At 72.2% G+C, this 21,652-nt stretch carries 20 protein-coding genes and 1 riboswitch; of the genes, 13 read left to right on the top strand and 7 right to left on the bottom strand.

What is annotated here, in order from left to right; all coding sequences use genetic code 11:
- Positions 1–64 precede the first annotated feature (64 nt).
- Both ACI1MP_RS17490 and ACI1MP_RS17485 read right to left on the bottom strand, forming a co-directional pair.
- Positions 65–1,531, bottom strand: coding sequence for a trehalose-6-phosphate synthase (locus ACI1MP_RS17490; RefSeq protein ID WP_404869001.1), 1,467 nt, complete (start codon positions 1,529–1,531; stop codon positions 65–67).
- A gap of 101 nt (positions 1,532–1,632) precedes the next feature.
- Entirely contained in the window at positions 1,633–2,631 is a 999-nt protein-coding gene (locus tag ACI1MP_RS17485; RefSeq protein WP_100587569.1) for a glucosyl-3-phosphoglycerate synthase, read from the bottom strand.
- Positions 2,632–2,769: 138 nt separating this feature from the next.
- A riboswitch (SAM riboswitch) is annotated at positions 2,770–2,898 on the top strand.
- A 17-nt stretch (positions 2,899–2,915) separates the two neighbouring features.
- Between ACI1MP_RS17485 and thrC the strand changes: the two genes are divergently transcribed.
- The 5 genes from thrC (at position 2,916) to ACI1MP_RS17460 (ending at position 7,716) form a co-directional block, all read left to right on the top strand.
- Positions 2,916–4,223: a threonine synthase gene (gene thrC / locus ACI1MP_RS17480; protein WP_404869000.1), complete on the top strand. Its 1,308-nt coding sequence runs from the start codon at positions 2,916–2,918 to the stop codon at positions 4,221–4,223.
- 32 nt (positions 4,224–4,255) lie between these two features.
- Positions 4,256–4,534, top strand: coding sequence for a MoaD/ThiS family protein (locus ACI1MP_RS17475; RefSeq protein WP_043915607.1), 279 nt, complete (start codon positions 4,256–4,258; stop codon positions 4,532–4,534).
- A gap of 561 nt (positions 4,535–5,095) precedes the next feature.
- Positions 5,096–5,302, top strand: coding sequence for a cold-shock protein (locus tag ACI1MP_RS17470; RefSeq protein WP_014137493.1), 207 nt, complete (start codon positions 5,096–5,098; stop codon positions 5,300–5,302).
- 320 nt (positions 5,303–5,622) lie between these two features.
- Entirely contained in the window at positions 5,623–7,245 is a 1,623-nt protein-coding gene (groL, locus tag ACI1MP_RS17465) for a chaperonin GroEL (protein WP_043915608.1), read from the top strand.
- A gap of 111 nt (positions 7,246–7,356) precedes the next feature.
- A complete protein-coding gene (locus ACI1MP_RS17460) occupies positions 7,357–7,716 on the top strand; it encodes a hypothetical protein (RefSeq protein WP_380339794.1) in 360 nt (119 codons plus the stop codon).
- Between the two features lie 19 nt (positions 7,717–7,735).
- Here ACI1MP_RS17460 and ACI1MP_RS17455 read toward each other — a convergent pair whose 3' ends face one another.
- Positions 7,736–8,356 carry a hypothetical protein gene (locus ACI1MP_RS17455; protein WP_404868999.1) on the bottom strand — a complete coding sequence of 207 codons (621 nt, stop codon included), beginning with the start codon at positions 8,354–8,356 and terminating at the stop codon, positions 7,736–7,738.
- Positions 8,357–8,494: 138 nt separating this feature from the next.
- Between ACI1MP_RS17455 and ACI1MP_RS17450 the strand changes: the two genes are divergently transcribed.
- The 5 genes from ACI1MP_RS17450 (at position 8,495) to ACI1MP_RS17430 (ending at position 14,034) form a co-directional block, all read left to right on the top strand.
- Positions 8,495–9,211, top strand: a complete 717-nt coding sequence (locus tag ACI1MP_RS17450; protein ID WP_404868998.1) for an ABC transporter ATP-binding protein — start codon at positions 8,495–8,497, stop codon at positions 9,209–9,211.
- The gene (locus ACI1MP_RS17445) at positions 9,208–11,907 is read left to right on the top strand and encodes an FtsX-like permease family protein (RefSeq protein ID WP_404868997.1); all 2,700 of its coding nucleotides are present in this window, start codon (positions 9,208–9,210) and stop codon (positions 11,905–11,907) included. Before ACI1MP_RS17450 ends, ACI1MP_RS17445 begins: the two co-directional genes overlap by 4 nt.
- Before the next feature lie 25 nt (positions 11,908–11,932).
- Positions 11,933–12,277, top strand: coding sequence for a PadR family transcriptional regulator (locus ACI1MP_RS17440; RefSeq protein WP_043915612.1), 345 nt, complete (start codon positions 11,933–11,935; stop codon positions 12,275–12,277).
- Complete coding sequence (locus ACI1MP_RS17435; protein ID WP_404868996.1) at positions 12,274–13,233, top strand: hypothetical protein; 960 nt, start codon at positions 12,274–12,276, stop codon at positions 13,231–13,233. Before ACI1MP_RS17440 ends, ACI1MP_RS17435 begins: the two co-directional genes overlap by 4 nt.
- Positions 13,234–13,347: 114 nt before the next feature.
- Positions 13,348–14,034 carry a copper homeostasis protein CutC gene (locus tag ACI1MP_RS17430; RefSeq protein ID WP_380339808.1) on the top strand — a complete coding sequence of 229 codons (687 nt, stop codon included), beginning with the start codon at positions 13,348–13,350 and terminating at the stop codon, positions 14,032–14,034.
- 18 nt (positions 14,035–14,052) lie between these two features.
- Here ACI1MP_RS17430 and ACI1MP_RS17425 read toward each other — a convergent pair whose 3' ends face one another.
- Positions 14,053–16,122, bottom strand: coding sequence for a HelD family protein (locus ACI1MP_RS17425; RefSeq protein WP_404868995.1), 2,070 nt, complete (start codon positions 16,120–16,122; stop codon positions 14,053–14,055).
- Positions 16,123–16,433: 311 nt separating this feature from the next.
- Here ACI1MP_RS17425 and ACI1MP_RS17420 point away from each other — a divergent pair, with 311 nt between their 5' ends.
- On the top strand, positions 16,434–16,580 hold the full coding sequence (locus tag ACI1MP_RS17420) for a hypothetical protein (RefSeq protein ID WP_157815659.1): 147 nt from the start codon (positions 16,434–16,436) through the stop codon (positions 16,578–16,580).
- Between the two features lie 6 nt (positions 16,581–16,586).
- On the opposite strand, the gene ACI1MP_RS17415 is transcribed toward ACI1MP_RS17420, so the two are convergent.
- Complete coding sequence (locus ACI1MP_RS17415; protein ID WP_404868994.1) at positions 16,587–18,215, bottom strand: DNA repair helicase XPB; 1,629 nt, start codon at positions 18,213–18,215, stop codon at positions 16,587–16,589.
- Positions 18,216–18,242: 27 nt separating this feature from the next.
- Between ACI1MP_RS17415 and ACI1MP_RS17410 the strand changes: the two genes are divergently transcribed.
- Complete coding sequence (locus ACI1MP_RS17410) at positions 18,243–19,886, top strand: recombinase family protein (protein ID WP_404868993.1); 1,644 nt, start codon at positions 18,243–18,245, stop codon at positions 19,884–19,886.
- A gap of 447 nt (positions 19,887–20,333) precedes the next feature.
- Positions 20,334–20,909: a recombinase family protein gene (locus tag ACI1MP_RS17405; RefSeq protein WP_404868992.1), complete on the top strand. Its 576-nt coding sequence runs from the start codon at positions 20,334–20,336 to the stop codon at positions 20,907–20,909.
- 230 nt (positions 20,910–21,139) lie between these two features.
- Here the strand turns inward: ACI1MP_RS17405 and ACI1MP_RS17400 are convergent, their stop codons facing one another.
- Together ACI1MP_RS17400 and ACI1MP_RS17395 are read right to left on the bottom strand one after the other, a co-directional pair.
- Positions 21,140–21,313 carry a hypothetical protein gene (locus tag ACI1MP_RS17400; protein ID WP_404868991.1) on the bottom strand — a complete coding sequence of 58 codons (174 nt, stop codon included), beginning with the start codon at positions 21,311–21,313 and terminating at the stop codon, positions 21,140–21,142.
- A 6-nt stretch (positions 21,314–21,319) separates the two neighbouring features.
- A complete protein-coding gene (locus ACI1MP_RS17395) occupies positions 21,320–21,535 on the bottom strand; it encodes a DUF2188 domain-containing protein (protein WP_400715137.1) in 216 nt (71 codons plus the stop codon).
- Positions 21,536–21,652: the final 117 nt, after the last annotated feature.

Raw genomic sequence — 21,652 nt, 5'->3', positions numbered from 1 at the left:
GACACCGGGAGAGCACCACCAGGGGTGCCCCCAGCGCCCCTGGTAGTGCTCGCCCCGGTTGGCTCTAGAGCGCGTTCAGTTGGTCGAGGAACCACTGCTGCGGCGGCAGCGCCGTCGCCGCGGCGGCCAGCCGCTCGGTGCGGTCGGCGCGGTCGGCCGGGGGCATGGCGAGGGCCCGGGCCAGGGCGTCCGCGGTGGCGATGACGTCGAAGGGGTTGACGGTGATCGCGTCGTCGGCGAGTTCCTCGTGGGCGCCGGCCTCGCGGGAGAGGACCAGGGCGCAGCCGTGGTCGGAGACGACGGGGACCTCCTTGGCGACCAGGTTCATGCCGTCGCGGACGGGGTTGACCAGGGCGACGTCGGCGAGCCGGTACGCGGCGAGGGAACGCGGGAAGTCGTCGTCGACGTGCAGGATGAGCGGCTGCCAGTCGGCGGTGGCGAATTCGGCGTTGATCTCGGCGGCGAGCCGTTGCACCTCGGCGGTGTACTCCCGGTATTCGGCGAGGTCGGTGCGCGAGGGGTAGGCGAAGGCGATGTGGACGACCCGGTCGAGCCATTCGGGGCGGGTGCGCAGCAGGTGCCGGTAGGCGAGCAGGCCGCGGACGATGTTCTTGCTGAGCTCGGTGCGGTCGACCCGGACGACGGTGCGCCGGTCGCCGACGGCTTCGCGGAGGGCGGCGAGGCGTTCGTCGACGTCGGGCCGGTGGGCGCGCTCGCGCAGGAACGCGGCGTCCGCGCCGAGACCGTGGACACCGAGCCGGGTGGTGCGGCCGGCGTGGGCGACGGTGAGGGCGTCGCGGTCGACGCTCGCGCCGAGGACGCGCTCGCAGCAGTCGGCGAAGGCGAGGGCCCAGCGGCGGGTGAGGAAGGCGGCGCGGTCGGCGCCGAGGATGCCTTCGAGGACTTCGGCGGCGACGTCGTCGGGCAGCAGCCGGTAGTACTCGGGCGGGGCCCAGGGGGTGTGCGAGAAGTGGCCGATGCGCAGGTCGGGGCGGAGGGCGCGGAGCAGCGCGGGGGCCAGCGAGAGGTGGTAGTCCTGCACCAGGACGGCGGCGCCGGGGGCGGCTTCGGCGGCGAGGGCTTCGGCGAACGCGGTGTTGTAGGCCCGGTAGGCGGCCCATTCGGTGCGGAAGTCGGCGTCGAACGCGGGCTTGGTGGGAATGTCGTACAGCAGGTGGTGGACGAACCACAGGGTGGAGTTGGCGACGCCGTTGTAGGCGCGGGCGAAGGTCTCCGGGTCGATGTCGAGCATGCGGACGGCCTGCCCGCCGACGTCGTGGCCGGCCCGGTCGAGGCGGCCTTCGGGGGCCTGTCGGGCGGCGGTGCGGTCGGCGTCGGAGAGGGCGGCGCAGACCCAGACGGCGTTCGGGTCGTCGATCGCGGAGAGCCCGGAGACCAGGCCGCCGCCGCCTCTGCGGAGGCTCAGCGTGCCGTCGTCCTCCGTGCGGAAGGACACCGGGCCGCGGTTGGAGGCCACCAGGATCGGGGCGGCTCCGGACTGCGTGGGGCGTTCGGACGCGTGATCGGCCATACAGCCAACCTTGCCGTGTGATCAGCCGACCAAACCACCCGGCGCGGGCCGGGCCGGGTGAACAGTGCGGGGCGGCAGGCGGGCAACGCGCGGGCCGGCGGTCAGCGGTCGCGGTACTCGGGGACGGTGATCATCGGGGGGCGTTCGGTGGCGGGCACCGGGTGGGTGCGGGGGGTGAAGCCGGCGGTGGTGCGGGTGTACTGGGTGAGCAGCGGCCGGACCAGGTCGGCGTCGGCCTTGAGCCGGTGGGTGCGGTCGAGGCGCTCCAGGGCGGTGCGGTAGATGGTGGCGGCCATCCGGCCGAGGGCCTGGCCGTCCTGGTGGCGGTGGTGCCGGACGCCGACGTCGACCTGGGCCAGCGCGTCCAGCCCGACCAGTTCCAACGCGTCGACCAGCAGGCCGAGTTCGACGCCGTAGCCGGTCGGGAAGGGCAGTCGCTCCAGCAGGCCGCGGCGGGCCGCGTACTCGCCGCCGAGCGGCTGGACGAAGCCGGCCAGCTGCGGCCAGTGCAGGTTGAGCAGCGGGCGGGCGACCAGTTCGGTGACCCGGCCGCCGCCGGCCGGGACGACGGCCCCGTCGGCCTCGAACGGGCGGTCGTACATGGCCTTGACCAGGTGCACGGCGGGGTCGGTGAGCAGCGGGCCGACGATGCCGGAGACGAACGCTGGGTCGAATTCGCGCAGGTCGGCGTCGATGTAGCAGACGATCGCGCCGCTGCTGGCGAGCAGCGAGCGCCACAGCACCTCGCCCTTGCCGGGGGCGGCGGGCAGCCTGGGCAGGATGGCGTCCCGGTGGACCACCCGGGCGCCGGCGGCGGCCGCCGCGGCGGCGGTGCCGTCGACCGAGCCGGAGTCGACCACCAGCAGTTCGTCGACCAGCGGGACGCGTTCCATCAGTTCGGTGCGGATCAGCGTGACGATCTCGCCGACGGTCGGCTCCTCGTCCAGGGCGGGCAGCACCACGCTGACGGTGCCGGCCGGCCCGGCGGCGCGCTTGGCGGCGAGCAGCCGGTCGAGCGGTCGGTCGGCGGCCGCCCAGGACCGGCGGCGCAGCCAGTCGGCCACTTCCGGCAGGACCCCGGGCTCGGGCTGCTCGGGCAAGATCTCGCTCCCTGTCTCGGTCCGTCTCGGTTTTCGGACGGTGGGGTTGGACGGCACGGGCCTTCGGTTACAGTCTTCGTACTGCGCCCGGACCTTCGCACGTCGGGTCGTTCGCAGCGTACGACCACAACTTCACATTGCTCATCCAGAGGGACTGAGGGAACGGCCCGTTGAAGTCCCGGCAACCCTCCCGCGCGGCCTTGCAGGCCCGGCGGGACAGGTGCCAATTCCGGCCCGGGCGCGACCGCGTCCCGGGGAAGATGAGGAGAAAGGGCCTCGCCACCATGGCTGTTGACACCCCCGCACCTGCCCCCAGCCTTCGGCCGGGGGTACCCCCAGCCGTCGACCTCGGTCCGGCCACCGCGCTGTCCTGTCGCGAGTGCGGCACCCGCTTCCCGCTCGGCCCGAGCTTCGCCTGCCTGGAGTGCTTCGGCCCGCTGGAGATCGCCTACGACTACGCCGGCTACGACGCCGAGGAGCTGCGCAAGCGGATCGAGGCCGGGCCGGCGTCCATCTGGCGCTACGCCCCGCTGCTGCCCGTCCCCGCCGACGTCGCGGACAAGCCGAACCTGAACCCGGGCTGGACCCCGCTGGTGAAGGCCGACAATCTGGGCCGCGAGCTGGGCTTCACCGCGCAGCTGCACATCAAGGACGACTCCGGCAACCCCACCCACTCGTTCAAGGACCGGGTGGTGGCCTGCGCGATCGAGGCCGCCCGCGCCTTCGACTTCACCACGCTGTCCTGCTCGTCCACCGGCAACCTGGCGGGCGCGGTGGGCGCCGCCGCGGCCCGGGCCGGCTTCAAGTCCTGCGTGTTCATCCCGCACGACCTGGAGCAGGGCAAGGTCGTGATGGCCGGGGTGTACGGCGGCGAGCTGGTCGGCATCGACGGCAACTACGACGACGTGAACCGGTTCTGCTCGGAGCTGATCGGCGACCCGGCCGGCGAGGGCTGGGGCTTCGTCAACGTCAACCTGCGTCCGTACTACGGCGAAGGCTCCAAGACCCTGGCGTTCGAGATCTGCGAGCAGCTCGGCTGGCGGCTGCCCGAGCAGATCGTCATCCCGATCGCCTCCGGCTCCCAGCTCACCAAGATCGACAAGGGCCTGCAGGAGCTGATCAAGCTCGGCCTGGTCGAGGACCGCCCGTACAAGATCTTCGGCGCCCAGGCCGAGGGCTGCTCCCCGGTCTCCGCCGCCTTCAAGGCCGGCCGCGACGTGATCAAGCCGGTCAAGCCGGACACCATCGCCAAGTCGCTGGCGATCGGCAACCCGGCCGACGGCCCCTACGTGCTCGACATCGCCCGCCGCACCGGCGGCGCCGTCGAGGACGTCACCGACGCCCAGGTGGTCGAGGCGATCAAGCTGCTGGCCCGCACCGAGGGCATCTTCGCCGAGACGGCCGGCGGCGTCACCGTCGGCGTGCTGAAGAAGCTGGTCGAGACCGGGCAGCTCGACCCGAGCAAGGAGACCGTCGCGATCAACACCGGCGACGGCCTGAAGACCCTCGACGCGGTCGCCGACTCCGGCATGACCGCCGTGATCCGCCCGACGCTGGAGTCCTTCCGCGCCGCCGGTCTCGTCTCCGCCTGATCCGTCCCCCACGTCTTCCGAGGAGTGCCCACATGAGCGCCACCGTCCGCATCCCCACCATCCTCCGCACCTACACCGGCGGCGCCGCCGAGGTGACCGCCGAGGGCGCCACCCTGGCCGCCGTCGTCGCGGACCTGGAGGCCAACCACGCCGGCATCGCCGCCCGCCTGCTGGACGACACCGGCAAGCTGCGCCGCTTCGTGAACGTGTACGTCAACGACGACGACGTGCGCTTCGCCGACGGCCTGGAGACCGAGATCAAGGACGGCGCCTCGGTGTCGATCATTCCGGCGGTGGCCGGCGGCTGCTGACGCCGCCCCGGGTATTCGCCCTGCCGCCGTCAGGCCTCGGAATTCGATTTCCGAGCCGCCTGGCGGCGGCTCGGCACATCGGCCGAAGACGTTCGGGCAGCCGTGTTTACGGCCCGGTGGGTCGCTGGAATTCGGGGACCGGCGAAGGAGTAGAGTGCCGGGAGAGCCGTTCCCCGTCACGGCCCGTTCCAATCCTCGTTTTTCCCCGTTCCGCACCTCGCGCCGGCCCCGTCCCGTCCCGCGCTCTGAGACATGCGCCGGACCGTTCGCCGCTCGACCTGTCAGGCCGCCGTCATAATTCTTTCGGCGATTTGCGGTGACACGTCCGTTATGTCCGGTGGCTATTGTCGCGCCGTACACCTTTCGCCCCGTCATATCCCCTGCGGCGTACGCGATTTCCGTGAAATTAGGGCCTGTTGCAGAGGGCGCATATCCGGATACATTCAGCCGCGACAGAGGCTGCGCCGTGCGGGGGGGAGTCCCCACAGGCCGGTCTTCCAGACCTCCGGGTCCGCGTCCGCGGATCTCTGAAGGGCCAGCACAGCACAAGGGGAGTTCGGAATGGCTCAGGGCACCGTCAAGTGGTTCAACGCCGAGAAGGGCTACGGCTTCATCGCGGTCGACGGTGGAGCGGACGTGTTCGTCCACTACAGCGCGATCCAGATGGACGGCTACCGCACCCTGGAAGAGGGCCAGCGGGTCGAGTTCGAGATCTCGCAGGGTCAGAAGGGTCCGCAGGCCGACATGGTCCGCGCCGCCGGCGCCTGACGGCTCGGCAGACCGCACCCACGACAGTACGACCGGCAGGTCCGGCCCCGGCGCGACGCGTCCCGGGCCGGGCCTGTCGGCGTTCTCCGGCCCGGCCTGCGGGTTTCCCGGGAGGGCGGTCGGAGCACGCCGAATGGGCTTGCACTCGACACCCCCGAGTGCTAATCATTGGCGTTAGCACTCACAGCGTGAGAGTGACAACGGACCGGGCCGGTGAGGCCCCGGAAGCGGCGGGGACAGGACCCGCACCCTCCTGGGCCGTCCGTCGCGGGCACCCCCTTGGTCCGAGCAGTCGACCGTGTCCCGGAGGACCACTTCTAATGGCCAAGATCATTGCCTTTGACGAGGAAGCCCGCCGCGGCCTTGAGCGTGGCATGAACCAGCTTGCCGACGCCGTGAAGGTCACGCTCGGCCCCAAGGGTCGCAACGTCGTTCTGGAGAAGAAGTGGGGCGCCCCCACCATCACCAACGACGGTGTCTCCATCGCCAAGGAGATCGAGCTCGAGGACCCGTACGAGAAGATCGGCGCCGAGCTCGTCAAGGAGGTCGCCAAGAAGACCGACGACGTCGCGGGTGACGGCACCACCACCGCCACCGTGCTGGCCCAGGCGCTCGTCCGCGAGGGTCTGCGCAACGTCGCCGCCGGCGCCAACCCGATGGCCCTGAAGCGCGGCATCGAGAAGGCCGTCGTCGCCGTCTCCGACCAGCTGCTGGCCCAGGCCAAGGACGTGGAGACCAAGGAGCAGATCGCCTCCACCGCCTCCATCTCCGCCGCCGACACCCAGATCGGCGAGCTCATCGCCGAGGCCATGGACAAGGTCGGCAAGGAAGGCGTCATCACCGTCGAGGAGAGCAACACCTTCGGCCTGGAGCTCGAGCTCACCGAGGGCATGCGCTTCGACAAGGGCTACATCTCCGCCTACTTCGCCACCGACCTGGAGCGCATGGAGGCGAGCTTCGAGGACCCGTACATCCTCATCGCCAACTCCAAGATCTCCTCGGTCAAGGACCTCCTCCCGCTGCTGGAGAAGGTCATGCAGAGCGGCAAGCCGCTCGTCATCATCGCCGAGGACGTCGAGGGCGAGGCCCTCTCGACCCTGGTCGTGAACAAGATCCGCGGCACCTTCAAGTCCGTCGCCGTCAAGGCCCCGGGCTTCGGCGACCGCCGCAAGGCCATGCTGGGCGACATCGCCATCCTGACCGGCGGCACCGTGATCTCCGAGGAGGTCGGCCTCAAGCTCGAGAACGCCGGCGTCGACCTGCTGGGCACCGCCCGCAAGGTCGTCATCACCAAGGACGAGACCACCATCGTCGACGGCGGCGGCGACAGCGACCAGGTCGCCGGTCGCGTCAACCAGATCCGCGCCGAGATCGAGAACTCCGACTCGGACTACGACCGCGAGAAGCTCCAGGAGCGCCTCGCCAAGCTGGCCGGCGGCGTGGCCGTCATCAAGGCCGGCGCGGCCACCGAGGTCGAGCTCAAGGAGCGCAAGCACCGCATCGAGGACGCGGTGCGCAACGCCAAGGCCGCCGTCGAGGAGGGCATCGTCGCCGGTGGTGGCGTCGCCCTGCTGCAGGCCGGTGTCGCGTTCGAGAAGCTGGAGCTGGACGGCGACGAGGCCACCGGTGCCAACATCGTCCGCGTGGCCCTGGAGGCCCCGATCAAGCAGATCGCCACCAACGCCGGTCTTGAGGGCGGCGTCGTGGTCGAGAAGGTCCGCAACCTGCCCGCCGGCCACGGCCTGAACGCCGCGACCAACGAGTACGTCGACCTGATCGCCTCCGGCATCATCGACCCCGCCAAGGTCACCCGCTCCGCCCTGCAGAACGCCGCCTCCATCGCGGCGCTGTTCCTCACCACCGAGGCCGTCATCGCCGACAAGCCGGAGAAGGCCGCCGCGGCCGCCGGCGGCGGCATGCCGGGCGGTGACATGGACTTCTGATCCGACCCCTCCGGTTGGTTCAGCCAGTCTCACGCCGTGAGGGCGGTCTCCTTCGGGAGGCCGCCCTCGCGGCGTTTCCGGCTCCCGGCGGTGCTTTGGGACAATGGGCGGATGGCCACTCCCGAGATCGAATCTGCCCTGCACAGTGCCCGCGCGCTGATCCTCGCCGACCTCACGGCACGGGACGTCGCCGACGCCGCGATCGTCTCGCTGGTCGAGGACGCCGTCACCCACCGCCGCTGGTGGCTCGAACAGTGGCCCGACGGCCGCGAGTTCGTCCTCGGCCTGATCGCCCAGGACGTCCAGGACGCGCTGCTGGAGTCGTACGGGCGGTGGCCGCTCTGTTCCGCGTGCGCGGCGGGGGACGACGACCCGCACGCGCTGAGCGTCGAGCCGGAACTGGGGGCGGACCCGCACTGGGTGTGCGGCAAGAAGGGCGTCGTCGTCGCGGCGGTCGGCGAGCTCGCCTGAGGACCGGCCGGGGAGAGCACTATGGCGCCAGCTCCCTGAGTTCGGCCTGCATGTTCGCCCGGGCCTGGGCGTCGTAGCGTTCGTGGGCCTCGGCGGTGCGGTAGAGGGCGAGGAGGTGGTGGAGGATCTCGGTGCGGCCCTCGCGGAAGGCGTCCGGGGGGACGAAGTCGTATTCGTCGCGGATGGCGGCGGTGTAGGCCACGTAGTGGTCGGGGGGTGAGCCGAGGACGGCGAGGTCGGCGTCGCAGAGGACTTCGCCGTTGTGGTCGCCGGGCGCCGGGTGGTGGGTGACGGTGAGTCGGATCAGGCGGGCGACCTCGTGGACCAGGGGTTCGGGCAGGCCCGCCTCGCGGAGGGCGCGGCAGGCCAGGGCGGCGCTGCGTTCCTCGTTCTCGGAGCGGTCGGGCCGGTAGACGGCGTCGTGGAACCAGGCGGCCAGTCGGACGGCGTCCGGGTCCTCGGCGTGGCCGGCGAGTTCGTCGATCCGGTCGAGGACGGCCCGCAGGTGGTCGGTGGTGTGGTAGCGGCGCTGCGGTTCGGCCCAGCGGGCGAGCAGGTCGCGGGCGTACGGCTCCGGGTCGACGGTGGCGCCGCAGCGGGTGAGCAGGGCGTGCCAGCGCTCGGACAGCGATGCGGTCATGACGGTCATTCTGCTCCCTGGCGGATGTGACCCACACTATATGTAGTTCACCGACTTATGACGCAGACTTGAGTAGTCGTCGCTCGGAGGCTATACATACTCGGTATGCAAGACGTTCCGCTGTTCCGAGGGGGAGCCATGACCGGATCGAGCGCGCAGGCCGTGCTGCGCCTGGAGGGAGTCGGCCGGGTGCACGGCCGGGGCGAGGCCGAGGTGCACGCCCTCCACCCGATCGACCTGGAGGTGCGGGCCGGGGAGTTCCTGGCCGTGATGGGGCCGTCCGGCTCGGGGAAGTCCACGCTGCTCGCGCTGGCCGGGGGCCTGGACCGCCCGTCGGTCGGCCGGGTGCTGGTCGAGGGCGCCCCGCTGGAGGGCCTGAGCCGGGCGCGGCTGGCCGATGTACGGCGCCGGTCGGTCGGCTACGTGTTCCAGTCGTACAACCTGATCCCGTCCCTGACGGCGGCGGAGAACATCGCGCTGCCGCGGGAGTTGGACGGCGTGCCGGCCCGCAAGGCCCGCGCGGAGGCGCTCGTCGCGCTGGAGGAGGTGGGCATCGCCCACCTCGCCGACCGCTTCCCGGAGGACATGTCCGGCGGCCAGCAGCAGCGGGTCGCCATCGGCCGGGCGCTGGCGGGCGAGCGCCGGCTGGTGCTCGCCGACGAGCCGACCGGCGCGCTCGACTCGGCGACCGGCGAAGCCGTGCTGCAGGTACTGCGTGCGCGCTGCGACGCCGGGGCCGCCGCCATGATGGTCACGCACGACGCCACCCATGCGGCCTGGGCGGACCGGGTGGTGTTCCTCCGGGACGGCCGGATCGTCCGCGAGGCGGCGCAGCGCACCGGGGCCGGCCGATGAGCGCCTGGCGGGCGGTGCTGCGGATGGCGCGCCGCGACGCCCTGCGGGCCAAGGGCCGCAGCGCCCTGGTGGTCGCGATGATCGCGTTGCCGGTGCTGGGCGCGACCGGCGTGGACGTGGTGCACCGCAGCGGTCAACTCACCGCCGTCGAACGCGCGGACCGGCTGATGGGCCGCTCCGACGCGCTGGTCGGCGCCTACGATCCGGGCCGGAGCGTCGAGCAGTCGGTGTTCCCGGCCGACGGCGTCCGCACCCTGCCGCAGCGCCCGGGCTCCGAGACGCCCGAGCAGAAGCGCGCCGCCATCACCGAACCGGCCGCGCTGCTCGGTGAGTTGCTCCCGAAGGGCAGCACTCTGACGCCCGCCCGCACCGGCCCGGTCGCGGCCGTGCAGACCCGCGACGGCCTGGCCCCCGTCGACACCTTCGAGGCCGACCTGGCCGGCGACCTCTGGCAGGGCCGGCTGAACCTGGTCTCCGGCCGGGCCCCCGCCGCCGCCCACGAGGCCGCCGCCACCCGGGCGTTCCTGGCCGGCACCGGCCTGCGGATCGGCGACCGGGTCACCGTCCGCGGCCTGGAGTCGACCCCGTTCACGCTGACCGGCGCCGTGGAGAGTCCCGGCGAGCTGAACAAGTCCGAACTGATCGCCCGCCCCGGCGAGTTGTACCAGCAGCTGGACGCCGCCCAGGTGGTCGCCGGGCTCGCCCCGCAGAGCCCGGGCGCCGAGCAGGCCGCCGCGAAGAAGGCCGCCTGGCTGGTCCGACTGCCCGCGGGGGCGAGCCTCGGCTGGGACCAGGTCCGCGAACTCAACCGCTACGGCTACACGCTGGCGAGCCGCCAGGTCGCCGCCCACCCGCCCGCCGACGCGCTGGCCCGGCAGGAGGCGGTCGGCGCCGAGGACGCCCGCGAACGCCGCATGATGACGGTCGCCACCACCGCCGCGATGGCCCTGCTGGAGGTCGCGCTGCTGGCCGGCCCCGCCTTCGCGGTCGGCGCCCGGCGGGCCCGCCGCCAGCTCGCCCTGCTCGGCGCGGCCGGCGGCCGCCCCGGACACGTCCGGGCCGTGGTGCTCGGCGGCGGCCTGGTGCTCGGCGCGGCCGGCGCGGTGCTCGGCGCCGTGGTCGGCGCCGCCCTGGTCGCCGTGCTGCGCACCCGGATCGAGGAGTGGGGCGGCAGCCGGTTCGGCCAGCTCGCCCTGCGCCCGTCCGACCTCGCGGCGATCGCCGCCGTCGGCATGCTCACCGCCCTGCTGGCGGCGCTGCTGCCCGCCCTGCAGGCCGGCCGCCGCGAGGTGCTCGACGGCCTGACGGACCGTGACCCGGTGCGCCGCTCCGCCCGCTGGACGCCGCTGCTCGGCCTGGCCGCCGTGCTGGTCGGCGCCGCGCTCGCGCTGTACGGCGCGGTGGTCGCCCCGACCGGCGGGATGCCGGTGCTCGCCGGACTGTCGACCCGCACCCTGTCGGTGCTGACCGGCGCGACGCTCGCCGAACTCGGCCTGCTGCTGTTCACCCCGCTGCTGCTCGCCCTGCTCGGCCGACTCGCCCGCCTGCTGCCGGTCGGCCCGCGGCTCGCGCTGCGCGACGCAGCCCGGCACCGCTCCCGCACCGGCCCCGCGGTCGCCGCCGTGCTCGCCGCCGTCGCCGGCGCCGTCGCGGTCGGCGTGCACACCGCCGGCGCCGAGGCCCAGGACCGCGCCTCCTACCGGCTGGAACAGCCCGTCGGCGCCGTCCGGATCACCCTGCACGGCGACGCCGACGTCATGCCCCAGCTGCGCACCGCAGTGGTCCAGGACCTGCCGGACCTCGGCGAGCGGGCCGACCTGTACGAGGCGCAGTACGTCTTCTGCGAGGGCTGCTCCAGCGTGGTGTCCGCGGAGGGCGGGCCGCGCTACGGCCAGACCGTGACCGGGCCGGCCGTGGTCGGCGACACCCAGGTGCTGCACAACCTGCTGGCGCTGCGCGACCGCACCGCCGAGGAGGCGCTGCTCGCCGGGAAGGCCGTGGTCACCGACCCGTCCTACCTGCACGACGGCAAGGCGGTGCTGCAGATGCAGGGCAACGGCATGGAGGCCAGGAAGGTCACGGTCGACGCCGTCCTGGTCGACCGGCCCGTCGGGCAGCGCTACGCGCCGGTGGTGGTAGCCCCCGCGACGATCCGCGGCCTCGGCCTGCAGGTCGTGCCGGCCGGGGCGATCTGGCTGCCCACCGCGCCGGTCGCCGACCGGGCCGAGCAGCGGGCCGCGGCCACCGTCGCCCGGCTCGCCCCGCACTCGGAGTTCGGGGTGGAGCGCGGGTACCGGCCGCAGGACAGCGTGGTGCAGGTCGCGCTCAGCGGCTTCGCCGCCCTGGTGGTGCTCGGCGCGGCCGTGGTCTCCACCGCGCTGGCCGCCGCCGACGCCCGCCGCGAACGCGTCCTGCTGTCCGCGATCGGCGCCCGGCCGCGCACCCGGCGCACCGTCGCCGGCCTGCAGGCCGGACTGATCGCCCTGCTCGGCGGGCTGCTCGGCACCGTCAGCGGCTTCGTCCCCGCGTACGCCCTGCTGCGTTCCCGGGTGGCCGGGATGACGGGCGCGCCCGCCGTGCTGAATCCTGCCGACATCCCGTGGGCCACCATCGGGCTGCTCGCCCTGGCGCTGCCGGTGGTGGCGGGCCTGCTCGGCGCGCTGCGCCGGGACGACCCCGCGGGATGGCGCGGATAAGCAGGTCGGCGATATATGTAGTCGTATGACTGAACGCGCCATGCAGGAACCCACCCTGCTGCTGCTCACCGCCCTCGCGGACGCCCCCCGGCACGGATACGCGCTGATCCAGGAGGTCGACGCGATCTCCGGGGGGCGGGTGAAGCTCCGCACCGGAACCCTGTACGGCGCACTCGACCGGCTGCTCCAGCAGGGCCTGATCGAGGTCGCCGCCGAGGAGATCGTCGACGGCCGGGCCCGCCGCACCTACGCCCTCACCGGCGCCGGCCGGGGCGTCCTGGCCACCGAGGCCGAACGGCTGCGCGCCGTCGCCGCCGAGGCGCAGCGCCGCCTCGGCGGCGCCGTCCGTCCCCGGGGGGCCACCGCATGAACGTCGCCCTGCGCACCGCCCTCGCGCTCTACCCGGCCCGCTACCGACGCGACCGGGGCGCCGAACTGGCCGAGGTGTTCGCCGACACCACCGCCGGCTCCGGCCGCCTCGCCACCGCCCGCGAAGCCCTCGACCTCGCCGCGTACGGCCTGCGGCTGCGCACCGGCCTCACCGACACCGCGCTCCCCGGCCGGCTGCTGGTCGCCGCCGCCCCGCTGCTGACCGGCGCCCTGCTCGGCCTCGCCGTCCTGCCCGGCGTCGGCGACTGGCGGGAGTACCGGATCACCGTCGCGGCCCGCTCCGGGACCGACCTGCCGTGGGGCCGGCTGGTCGAGAACATCGCCGTCCTGGGCCTCGCCGTCATCCCGCTGCTGCTGGTCGCCGCCGCCGCGCTCGGCGCCTGGCGGGCCGTCCGACTCCTGGGCACCGTGGTGGCGCTGCTCGGCGCCGTCCGGATCGGGTACGCCGCGCTGAGCCTGCCGCCCAGCGGGGTGTGGAGCGGCTGGTTCTTCGCCTACGAGACCACCGCCCTGGTGCCCTACCTGCTGGGCGGTCTGATGCTGGCCGTCGCCCCGGCCCGCCCGGCCGATGCGCACGGCCGGACCGACCGGCTGCTGATCCTGGCCGGCGCGGCCGCCGGCTTCGCGGTGACCCGCGCCCAGGGCGGCTACGACACCCGCAACCTGATGGACGGCTGGTGGCCGGTCGCGCTGCTGCTGCTCCCGCTGCTGCTGGTGCTGTTCGCCGCCCGCGACCGGCTGCTGCCCGCCGCGCTCGGCCTCGCCGTGCTGCCGCTGACCGCCGGCTTCAGCCTGTTCTCGCTCTGGGAGCAGCTCGGCGGCGTGTGGCGGGCCGCCCCCTGGGCGATCGGCACCGCGACGGCGCTGCTGCTGGGGTACCGGCTGCTCGGATCCGCCCGTCCGACGCGGCGTCAGACGGCGTCCCTGATGGGCTGAACGGAGGGTCGACCGGGCGAACGGGACGCCGGCGGGGCGCGAACGGAGGAGGACGCGGGGCCGAACGGTCGAGGGGGGTCGCTCGCGGCGGGTCGATGTGGCAGGCTATCGGATATGTCTAGACCAATGTTCGAAGTGATCGCGCTGACCCCCCAGGACGCCAGGGCCGCCGAGTCGGGCGGCGCGGACCGCCTCGAACTGGTCACCGACATGGCCGCCGACGGGCTCACCCCCACCGTCCGGGACTTCGCCGCGATCCGCACCGCCGTCGACCTGCCGCTGCGCGTCATGCTCCGCATCCGCGACGGCTTCACCCCCGGCGACCTCGACCTGCTGCTGGCCCGGACCGCCGCGCTGCGCGCCGAGGGCGCCGAGGAATTCGTCTTCGGCTTCCTCACCCCCGACGGCGCCGTCGACCTCGACGCGACCCGCGCCGTCGCCGACGCCGTCACCGGCTGCCACTGGACCTTCCACCGGGCCATCGACCACAGCGCCGACCGCTCCGACGTCCGCGCCGCCGTCGCCGACCTGCCGGGGCTCGACACCTTCCTCACCTCCGGCGCCGCGGCCGGCGTGGACGCCGGCCGGGAAGTCCTCCTCGGCGAACTCGCCAAGTCCGGCGAACCCGGCTACCGCCAGCAGATCCTGGTCGGCGGCGGCCTCCGCGCCGAACACGTCCCCGAGCTCCGCGCCGCGGGCTTCGACGCCTTCCACATCGGCGGAGCGGTTCGGCTGGGCGGCTGGGCCGGGGCGGTGGACGCGACGATGGTCGAGGAGTGGCGCACTCTGATCGGAACGTGAGCCATCGGGGGCGAACCCTTACCCCAACTCTTCCGGCAGCGGCTCCGTGTGGAGCACCGTCAGCCCCGAGACCGCGCGGGTCAGGGAGACGTAGAGGCGGCGCAGGCCGGTGCGGTGGTCGGGTTCGCCGGTGATGATGGCGGCGGGTTCGTCGAGGACGACGTAGTCGTATTCGAGGCCCTTGGCGAGGGTGGCGGGGACCAGGGTAAGCCGGGCGTCGGCGGTGGTCTCGGTGCCGGGGGCGAGGTGGGGGAGCCCGGCGGCTTCGAGCATCTCGGCGAGGACGGGGATGCGGGCGTCCGCCGCGATCAGGCCGACGGAGCCTTCGTGGCGGAGGGCGTCGTGGCAGGCGGCGAGGACGGCGTCGTCCCGCCCGGAGGGCACCCGGCGGACGGTCAGCGAGCCGGGCGCGTCACGGACGGACGTCGCGGGGGCCAGGCCGGGGGCGATCGCCGGGAGGAGGCGGGAGGCGTAGGCGATGACCTCGCCGGGGACGCGGAAGCCCTGGGTGAGCTCCTCGATGTGGGCGCCGTCCTTGCCGAGGTGGTGCAGGGCTTCCTGCCAGCTGCCGGTGGCCCACGGGGTGGTGCCCTGGGCGAGGTCGCCGAGGACGGTCGCGGAGCCGGTGGTGCAGCGGCGGCCGATGGCGCGGTACTGCATGGGGGAGAGGTCCTGGGCCTCGTCGACGACCACGTGGCCGAGCGAGGCGGTGCGGTGGACCAGGTCGGTGGTCTCGTCGATCAGGACGGCGTCGGCGGCGGACCAGGGCGCGGTGCGGGCGGAGCGCGGCGGCTTGGACCACAGGACGAGGGCCTGTTCGTCGGCGTCGAGGAGGCCGTCCGCGGCGGCGGCCAGGAACTCGGCGTCGGACAGCAGGCGGTGGACCAGTTTGACCGGGTCGACGGCCGGCCAGCAGGCCTTGACGGTGGCCTTCACGGCGGCGTTGCGGGCCACCGCGTCCTGGACGCGGTCGTCGGGGGCCTCGCCGCCCTGTTCCATCTTGACCAGCACGGCGTGCGCGATCCGCTGCGGGAGGGCCTCGGCGGCAGCCCCGTAGCGGATGTCGCGGTCCATCAACTCGCGGACGATCTCTTCGAGTTCGTATGCGGGCACCCGCCAGCGGCGGGAGCCGCGGACCACCACGCAGGGTTCGGTGGGCAGGGTGATCCCGGACCGCACCGCGTTGCGCAGGACCTGGGCCATCCGGGCGTCGCCCTTGATCCGGGCGGTGTCGGCGGCGTCGGCGCCGCGGACCTCGACGTGCCCGACGAGTTCCTGCACGGTGGCCTGCGCGACGTCCAACTCGCCGAGGGCGGGCAGGACCTGCTCGATGTACTGGAGGAAGGACCGGTTCGGGCCGACCACCAGGGTGCCGGTGCGGGCGAGCCGCTCGCGGTGTGCGTACAGCAGGTAGGCGACACGGTGCAGGCCGACGGCGGTCTTCCCGGTGCCGGGGGCGCCCTGGACGCAGACGGTGCCGGTGATGTCGGCGCGGACGATCTCGTCCTGCTCGGGCTGGATGGTGGCGACGATGTCGCGCATCGGGCCGACGCGGGGCTTCTCGATTTCGGCGGCGAGGAGTGCGGAGCGCGTGTCGCCCTCGTCCGGGTCGGACAGGTTCTCGTCCTCGTAGGCCGTCAACTCGCCGCCGGTGTAGCCGAACCGACGGCGCTTGGCGACGTCCATCGGGTCCTTGCGGCTGGCCCGGTAGAACGGCTGGGAGACCGGGGCGCGCCAGTCGATCACCATCGGGTCGCCGTCGGCGTCGTGGACGTGCCGGCGGCCGATGTAGAACTGCTCGCCGCCGCTGCCCTCGGAGTCGGCCTCGCTGATCGTGTGCAGGTAGTCCAGGCGGCCGAAGAACAGCGGGGTGTGCGCGAGGTCGGCGAGTGCCTTGATGCGTTCGTCGACCTGCTTCTGCAGCACCAGCGCGGACACCCAGGTGCCGGTGACGTCGCGCAGGTCGAGTGCCTCGACGTCCTCGCGCATCGCCTTCAGGGCGGCGCGGGAGGCGGCCAGGTGGGAGCGTTCGCGGCCCAGCGGGTCGGTGTCGGCGGCGAACGCGTCGGTGGAGGTGGGGGAGTGCACGGCGGACCTTCCCGGCCGCCCGGCATCCTCGGGCGGCGGACTCGTCTTGGCTCACGGTGAAGGACACCGGCCGGTTTCCGAGCGGCCGGCACCTCCCACGGCTGCCGAGGCGGCACCACGGTTCGGGAGGGGCAGACGGACGATCCTAGACCCGCCGCCGCCCGGGTGCGAATCCTTTTCCCTGGGGCGCCCCTGGGGGATCACCCCCGGACGGGCGTAGGGGTCGCTACACCTGGAGGACGACCGGCGGCCCGACAGGTACGGCCTTCCGGTTGATGCCCGGGGCCGGCCCGCGAACCTACCGTGGAGACATGACGAACACACGCATGAACCCGCAGCTGGGCGGCGCCCCGGAGCGCCGCCGCAACCCGGTCGCCGCCGCCGTCCGCAACGTCGGCATCGTGCTCGACACCGCCGCGCGCGTGCTCTTCCTCGGGCGCGACGGCGTCAAGCTGTAGCCGCTCCTACAGGTCGTCGGCGTCGACGATCCGGTACGCGTAGCCCTGCTCGGCCAGGAACCGCTGGCGGTGCGCCGCGAAGTCCTGGTCGACGGTGTCCCGGGCGACCACCGAGTAGAAGTGCGCCGCGTGCCCGTCCGCCTTCGGACGCAGCACCCGGCCCAGCCGCTGCGCCTCCTCCTGGCGGGAGCCGAACGTGCCCGACACCTGGATGGCCACGGTGGCCTCCGGCAGGTCGATCGAGAAGTTCGCGACCTTGGAGACCACCAGCACGCCGATCTCCTTCGACCGGAACGCCTCGAACAGCTTCTCGCGCTGCGCGTTCGAGGTCTCGCCCTTGATCACCGGGGCGTTCAGCGCATCGCCCAACTCGTCCAGCTGGTCGATGTACTGACCGATGACCAGGGTCTGGTCGCCCTTGTGCTTCTCGACCAGCCGCTCCACCACCCGGCGCTTGGTCGCCGTGGTCGAACAGAACCGGTACTTCTCCTCCGGCTCGGCGGTCGCGTACATCAGCCGCTCCGAGTCGGAGAGCGTCACCCGCACCTCGCAGCAGTCGGCGGGCGCGATGTAGCCCTGCGCCTCGATCTCCTTCCACGGGGCGTCGAACCGCTTCGGGCCGATCAGCGAGAACACGTCGCCCTCCCGGCCGTCCTCGCGCACCAGCGTCGCCGTCAGGCCGAGCCGGCGGCGGGCCTGCAGGTCGGCGGTGAACTTGAACACCGGCGCGGGCAGCAGGTGCACCTCGTCGTAGACCACCAGGCCCCAGTTGCGGGCGTCGAACAGCTCCAGGTGCGGGTAGACGCCCTTCCGCTTGGTGGTCATCACCTGGTACGTGGCGATGGTGACCGGGCGGATCTCCTTGCGGGTGCCGCTGTACTCGCCGATCTCGTCCTCGGTCAGCGAGGTCCGCTTGATCAGCTCGTGCTTCCACTGCCGGGCCGAGACGGTGTTGGTCACCAGGATCAGCGTGGTCGACTTGGCCTCCGCCATCGCCGCCGCGCCCACCAGCGTCTTGCCGGCGCCGCACGGCAGCACCACGACGCCGGAGCCGCCGTGCCAGAAGCCGTCCACGGCGTGCCGCTGGTACGGGCGCAGCTCCCAGCCGTCCTCCTCCAGGTGGATCGGGTGCGCCTCGCCGTCCACGTACCCCGCGTGGTCCTCGGCCGGCCAGCCCAGCTTCAGCAGCACCTGCTTGATCTGGCCGCGCTCCGACGGGTGCACCACCACCGTGTCCGGGTCCACCCGGGCCCCGACCAGCGGCGCGATCTTCTTCGACCGCAGCACCTCCTCCAGCACCGGCCGGTCCGTGGTGGACAGCACCAGCCCGTGCACCGGGTGCTTCTGCAGCTGCAGCCGCCCGTACCGGGCCATGGTGTCCGCCACGTCGACCAGCAGCGCGTGCGGCACCGGGTAGCGCGAGTACGTCACCAGCGCGTCCACCACCTGCTCGGCGTCGTGCCCCGCCGCCCGTGCGTTCCACAGGCCGAGCGGCGTCACCCGGTAGGTGTGGATGTGCTCCGGCGCGCGCTCCAACTCGGCGAACGGCGCGATCACCCGCCGGCACTCCGCCGCCTGCGGATGGTCGATCTCCAACAGCAGCGTCTTGTCGCTCTGCACGATCAAGCAGGACACGCATACCTCCACGGTTAGGATCGCCGAGTGACCGACGCCACAACTGCCGCTGTCCGGGCCATGCCCCGTGCCCGTCGCCCGAAGGGCGTTCCGGCCGGCACCACCGGATTGCGCGCAGCCATCTATGTTCGCCTATCGCGCGAGACAGAGGAAACGACGTCTCCCGAGCGGCAGCGCGCCGCCTGTGAAGCGCTCTGCCAGGCCCGGGGGTGGACCGTTGTCGCCGTCGAAGAGGACATCGACGTCTCGGGCTTCTCGCGCGGGCTTGAACGGCCCGGACTCCAGCGGGTTCTGTCGAGGCTAACCGAATTGGACGTCGTCGTATTCTTCAAGATCGACCGGCTTGCCCGCTCCACCGTGGACTTCGCCGAGATCATGCGGATCACGGAGGCGGCGGACGTCGCGCTGGCGTCGGCGACAGAACCACTGGACCTGACCACCTCCATGGGCCGCGCCATGGCGAAGGTGATCGCGGTCTTTGCCGAGTTGGAGTCCGACACCATCGGCATGCGTGTCTCCAGCGCCCACGAACACCTGCGGCGGGAGGGCCGGTATACGGGCGGGCGCGTCCCGTACGGCTACCGCGTGGCCCCCAACCCGGACGGTCCGGGGAAGGTGCTGGAGGTCAACCCGGAGGAGGCCAAGACCGTTCACGGGATCGTGGAGCGCATCCTCGCCAAGGACTCTCTGATGACCGTCGCAGCCGACTTGAGCAAGGCCGGAGTCCCGTCGCCCGGCCACACCTCCCGGCAGACCACCGGCAAGCGCAGCGACTCGAAGAAGTGGTACACGACCACGCTGCGGAGCCTGCTTACCAACCCGCAGTTGCTCGGCCAGGTGATCGAGGACGGTAAGCCCATTCTGCGGACGGACGGCCTGCCACTGGTCAACCGGACGCCGATCCTGGACATGGACACTTGGCAGGCCCTCCAGGACGAACTGGAGCGCCGCAGCAACCCCGGCGACCGGCGGCGCGAAGGCACATCACTGCTCCGGGGCATCGTCCACTGCGCGCTGTGCGGTTTCCGGATGTACACCTACGTGGCGGGCGGACGGCTCCGGTACCGGTGCATCGGCCGGTTGAAGAAGCGACAGGGCGGGGAGCAGATCGACTGCTATGGCGTGAGCATCGCCGGGGAGTCGATGGAGAACCACGTGGAGGCCCGCTTCCTGGAGTCCTTCGGCAAGCTGCCCGTGGTGCGCATGGTCGAGCAGCCCGGAGAGGACTTCCGCCCACAGATCAGGCAGGCGCAGGAAGCACTGTCCAACTTGGAGAAGGACCGGTACGACCGGGGGCTTTTCAAGGGCGACGACGGCGCGGACCGTTATGCCGCGCAGTACGCCAAGCTCGAAGAACGCGTCGCCTCGCTGAAGGAGAAGCAGCGCACCGCCAGGCCCGCCGGGGTGGTGGAGGTGCCCACCGGGCAGACGTTCCGTCAGCATTGGAAGGCGGCGGACACGGCGGGCAAGCGGGACCTGCTGCTACACGCGGGCGCGTTCGTGGAGGTCTCGCCCGCGACGAAGAGCGGCCCCGCTTTCGACGCCTCACGGCTGGCGGTCCGGTTTGGCGCGGACGGGCAGATCCGGCGGGCTGACACGGAGGGCAAGGACGTGGAGGCCGTGATCCGGCGGGTGGGGGCGGAGGAGATGGCGGGCGGCGCGGGCTTGTAGCCGGTGCAGTAGTCAGCCGAGCCCCGTCCGACCTGTCCAGGGTCGGGCGGGGCCTCTTCGTTCGCGCAGGTGCCGTTGGCTCGGCCGGCATCGCAAGGCGGACCGTCGCCTATCGGCGGTGAGTGCTGTTGTGTTGTTTTTGATCGAAATTCCAAATGACCATAGAAACCTATAGCTAAAACGAGAGTCGGCTGCGAGGTGCCATTCCAGCACGCGGGGCAGCTCCGGACGCTGGAGGCTCCGTGCTCCGGTTGCGCCGCTTCGCCGTGTCAGGCCGGTCCGGCCGTCGTATGACGGAGAGTCACCGCGTTCGCCCCTCTCAGAAACGATGGTTTGTGAGACGAGTGGAGAACAAGCCCCAGAAGGGGCGTCCAGGCGTTCAAAACCCGTCTCACAATTTGCCGAAAGCCCTTGGGGTTGCGAGACGAGTTATGAGACGGTTGGGGCATGGCGAAGAACACGGGACACCTGATCGGCTACGCGCGAGTCTCCACCGACGACCAGGAGGCGCAGCTCCAGCGCGATGCACTCGCCGAAGCGGGCTGCTCCCGGATCTTCACGGACAAGGCGTCGGGCAAGAACACCGACCGTCCGGAGCTTGCCGCCGTCCTGGACTACTTGCGCCCGGGTGACACCCTGTGCGTGTGGAAGCTGGACCGCTTCGCCCGTTCGCTGATCGACCTGGTGACGATGGTGGACGCGCTGTCGGCCCGGGGCATCGGCTTCAAGGTGCTGACGGGTGCGCTGGCGAGCATCGATCCGAACACGCCCGACGGCCGCCTGATGCTCCAAGTGGTGGGCGCTATGGCGGAGTTCGAGCGGAGCCTTATCAAGGACCGCACCCGGGCCGGCCTGGACGCTGCCAAAGCACAGGGCCGCACCGGCGGTCGGCCGAATGTACTGGACGCCGACAAGCTCGCCGCCGCCCGTGCCCGACAGGCGAAAGGGGAGAGCGTCACGGCCATCGCCAAGGCACTCGGCGTGAGCCGCGCGACCCTGTACCGTCACCTCGGCCAGGAGTGACGTGTCACCGACCTAACCAGCAGCGTCGCCACCGGAAGCTGCGATGACCTGCGGAAACTCGCCATCGGCCGTCAAGGTTGACTGCCGCCAGCCGCCCCAGCGCGGCCCAGAATGAGCGGCCTCACGGGCCGCTGACGGATTTGGGCGCGGACCTCGGATGACCCGCCCCGAGGCCCGCGCTCAGTTCCAGACAGCTACATCCGGTCCGCGTCTGGTCCGGATCACGGCACTCAGGCGGCCACGGGCTCCTCCCGCTCGATCACGTAGACCTGCCCCGCTCGAACCGTCAGCACGGGCGTGTTGTCTTCATCCACGAAGTGAATGAAGTCGCCCTCAACCCGGTAGATCCACGCATCGACGGTCCGATAGTCGGAGTACCCGGAGTTGATCGAATACTTGGCCATAGCTACTCAACCCTTCGGCGGGTAGGGGTCGTTGCCGGGCTTGATCGTGCGCTTGTCCACGATCGTGCCGTTCCGACCATGCCGGATGACCTCACCGCCGCCGGAGTTCCGGACGACCTCGGCAGCACGGCGATCCGCCGCCGCCTGCGTGTCGGCAACCACGATCGCTCGCGTCGCCGTGTCGTCCTTCGCCTGCCACTTGCCGTCCGTACGCTGCGTCACGTGCACAGTCCTGGGCCTTCCGGCCATGGGACATTCCTTCCTGAGGCATCTACCACCTTCGGGGGATGCCCCCTTGGTAGACCAGCTACGACGGGGTAGGGTCCGACCGCGCGACCA

It is taken from the genome of Kitasatospora griseola (genome assembly GCF_044999035.1).
GTDB lineage: Bacteria > Actinomycetota > Actinomycetes > Streptomycetales > Streptomycetaceae > Kitasatospora > Kitasatospora griseola.
The sequence above is the reverse complement of the archived record's forward strand: the minus strand, read 5'-3'. Positions and strand labels throughout refer to the sequence as shown.